The sequence below is a fragment of the Variovorax sp. 05T418 genome (assembly GCF_056396385.1).
Genome location: NZ_JBFTLJ010000037.1, coordinates 1 through 3611, shown reverse-complemented (window position 1 = coordinate 3611; position 3611 = coordinate 1). Strand labels below are relative to the sequence as shown.

General features: G+C 68.2%; 3 protein-coding genes. All 3 read right to left on the bottom strand.

Going from position 1 to position 3611, the window contains the following annotated elements; genetic code table 11:
• On the bottom strand, nt 1–1409 hold a 1409-nt coding region (locus tag AC1DMS_RS31585), incomplete at its 3' end, for a Cache 3/Cache 2 fusion domain-containing protein (protein ID WP_478182131.1).
• A gap of 22 nt (nt 1410–1431) precedes the next feature.
• Nucleotides 1432–3171: a methyl-accepting chemotaxis protein gene (locus AC1DMS_RS31580; RefSeq protein WP_478182130.1), complete on the bottom strand. Its 1740-nt coding sequence runs from the start codon at nt 3169–3171 to the stop codon at nt 1432–1434.
• 23 nt (nt 3172–3194) lie between these two features.
• Nucleotides 3195–3611, bottom strand: a 417-nt coding sequence (locus AC1DMS_RS31575; RefSeq protein ID WP_478182129.1) for a methyl-accepting chemotaxis protein, incomplete at its 5' end; no start/stop codon positions are given.

Sequence of the window (3611 nt, the reverse complement as noted above, 5' to 3'; positions counted from 1 at the left end):
GAGGCCGAGAGCGCGAGCTGATTCGCCTGCCGCGCGTTGTCCGCGTTCTGCTTGACCGTGGAGGTCAGCTCTTCCATCGAGGCCGCGGTCTGCTCCAGCGAGCTGGCCTGCTCCTCGGTGCGCGACGAAAGGTCCTGGTTGCCCGCGGCGATCTCGCCCGAAGCCGTGGCGATCGCATCGGTGCCCTGGCGCACGCCGCCCACCACCTTGGCGAGGCCGCCGCGCATCGACTCGACGGCCCGCGTGATGACGCCGATCTCGTCGCGGCGGTCGGACGACAGCGGCCGCGACAGGTCCCCTTGGCCGATGGCCTGCACATGCTCGCTCAGTACGCGAAGCGGCCGCACCATGCGCCGGATGAAGACGATCAGCCCCGTGCCCAGCAGCAGCGCGGCCAGCGCAATGACGCCGCCGAGCAGGCGCATCTCGCGGTAGAGATCGGCCATCACTTCCGAGGCGGGCATCTCCGCCACCACCAGCCAGCCGGTCGCATCGCTCCTGCTCACGGACGCATAGCGCTGCCCCGGCTGCGCCGACTGCAGCACCGCGGGCGCATCCTCGATCCACGCGGCGTCCTCGCCCTTCAGGCGGGCGAGCCAACCGGCCGCATCCGCGCCCTGCACAACCTCGGACAGCTTCTTGCCGGCCGCAGACGGATGGAACACGAGCGTGGCAGCGGCAGGGTCTGCGCCCGGGTTGACGATGTAGAGCCCGCCAGTGTCGAAGATCCGGCTCTGGCCCACCGCTTCGCCGAACGAGGCCTGCTGCTGCGAGATGTCCAGGCCGATGTAGAGCACGGCGACCACATGGTCCGCCGCGTCGCGCACCGGCTCGTAGACCGTCATGAAGGGGCGCCCGAACAGCATGACGCGGCCGATGAATTTCTTGCCCGAGCGCAGCACCGGATACGCTGCGCTCTTGCGGTCGAGCAGCGTTCCGATGGCGCGCTCGCCGTTCTCCTTCTTGACTGAGGTCGTGATGCGGCGGAAGTCTTCGCCCTGCGCCACGAACACCGTGGCGTTGGCGCCGGGAAAATCCCGCGCGAAGGCATCCACCTCGCTCGTGCTCGCGCCATTGATCTGCGTTCCGTAGCTGCTCACGATGCCTTGGGCCGCATCTTCGACAGCGAAGGTGGCCGAGAACTGGCGCCGGAAGACGCCGTAGGCGTTCTCCGCGGTCAGCTGCATGGTGCGGTCGAAGATGTCGAGCGACCGCGCAATCGCTTCGGCCTTGGCATTGGCGTATTGCGCGGCGCTGCGCTGCTGCTGCGCGGAGCCGATCGCATAGAACGCCGCGAGCAGCAGCCCCGTCACCAGAAGAATGGCAAGGGCGGCCCTGACGGTGAGCGTGCGCGCCAGCGAGACGAAGGGGCGCGTTGGCTGGGACGGGTCCGTGGCTGCGGCTTTCATCAGAGTTCTCTCCTGTGGGTGTCTAGAACTCGGTCCAATCGCCCGTGGCACCTGCGGCACCCGCGGCGCCGCCGGCCAGGGTCAGCGGCGGAGCGGAGGCCATGGCTTCCTTCTTGCGCGGCTTCGCGAGCGGCCGGGCCGGCGCCTCGGGCGTGCGCGGTGCTTGCGCATGCAGGGTTGGGGCCGCGCCCTCGAGCCTGAACACGCTGACGGCTTCCACCAGGCTCGCGGCCTGCTCCTGCATCGACTGCGCCGCAGCGGCGGCTTCTTCGACCAGCGCGGCGTTCTGCTGCGTCACCTGGTCCATCTGGGCAATGGCCTGGTTCACCTGCTCGATGCCCGTGCTCTGCTCCTGGCTCGCGGCCGTGATCTCTCCGATGATGTCGGTCACGCGCTTCACGCTGCCCACGATCTCGGCCATGGTCTTGCCGGCTTCGCCGACCAGCGCACTGCCCATGTCGACCTTGCCGACGGAGTCGTCGATCAGGCCCTTGATTTCTTTTGCCGCTGCGCCTGAGCGCTGGGCCAGGTTGCGCACTTCGGAAGCGACGACTGCGAAGCCTCTTCCCTGCTCACCGGCACGTGCCGCTTCCACCGCGGCATTGAGCGCGAGGATGTTGGTCTGGAACGCGATGCCGTCGATCACGCCGATGATGTCGACGATCTTCTTGGATGACGCATTGATCGAGGCCATGGTGTCGACCACCTGGCCCACCACGTTGCCGCCCTTGACGGCCACCTCGGAGGCAGACAAGGCCAGCTGGTTCGCCTGCCGCGCGTTGTCCGCGTTCTGCTTGACCGTGGAGGTCAGCTCTTCCATCGACGCCGCAGTCTGCTCGAGCGAACTGGCCTGTTCCTCTGTGCGTGAAGACAAGTCCTGGTTGCCCGCGGCAATCTCTCCCGAGGCGGTCGCGATCGCATCGCTGGAACTCTTGATCCGCACCACGACCTCGGTCAGCTGGTCCTGCATGCGCTTGATCGAGAACAAGAGACTGCCGGCGCGGGCCGAGCGGGCCTGCACGCTTTCGCTCAGGTCGCCGTTCGCGATGCGGCCGACCACGTCGGCGGCGTAGCCGGGCTCGCCGCCCAGTTGCCGCCCCAGCAACCGCGCCACCACCACGCCGAGCCCCACGCTGATGGCGATGCCGGCCAGCGCCATCAGCACCATCAGCAGGCGCGAGGTCTTGAAGGTGCGTGCGGCGTCCTCCATGCCGTCCTTGGCCTGCTGGTCGCTGTAGGCCACCATGCGCTGGAGCACTTTCTCCAGCGCGCGCGACTCCTTGAGCAGATGCTCGCTCTCCTGCGGCACGCTGCCTTCGAACTGCGAGCTGTCCAGCGACTGCTTGGCGATGAGGTCGGCAAAATCGGCCAGGTGCTTTCGCAGCGGCGGCATCAGGCGCTGGTACTGCTCGCTGAGTTCGCGGCCTTCGGGCGTCTCCTCGAGCAGGGGCTTGACCTCGGCCACGTTCGATTCGAGCGCCCTCACGGCGTTCTTCAGTTCCGTGAAGCCGGTGTTGCGCTCGCCCTTGGTGCCGGCCGACAGCAGGCCCATCTGGGCGCGGCTCGCGTCGAGCAGCTGGATGTTGGCCGCCTGCACGGCCTTGATCGCGCGCAGGTCATGGCTGTAGAGGTCTTCAGTCGAGGCGTTGATGCGCCCCATGTGGAAGATGCCGAGCCCGCCAACCGCGGCGCCCACCGCCGCGACCACGAGAAAGCTCAGAACCAGCTTGGCGGCGACACGAAGCTCCAGGAACCATTTCATTTTGCTTTTTCCTGTGGTGCGTGTCAGAACTCGGTCCAGTCGCCCGGCGCGGCAGCCTGGGCCGCGGCGAGCCTTGGAGCGGAACGGGTGCCGGCGGCGCGGCGGGCCGCCGCCGGCCGGGTGGGCGCCTTCAGCGCGGGCACCGCCTTGCGCGGCGGCAGCGCCGGCTGCACCCGGGCCTGCATCTGCACGAGCGGGCGCGGTGCGTTGTCGCTGTCCAGCTTGAACACGCTGACCGACGCCACCAGGCTCGCGGCCTGCTCCTGCATTGACTGCGCTGCCGCGGCCGCCTCTTCCACCAGCGCCGCGTTCTGCTGCGTCACCTGGTCCATTTGCGCAATCGCCTGGTTCACCTGCTCGATGCCGGTGCTCTGTTCCTGGCTGGCCGCCGTGATCTCGCCCATGATGTCGGTCACGCGCTTGACGCTGTCGACGATCTC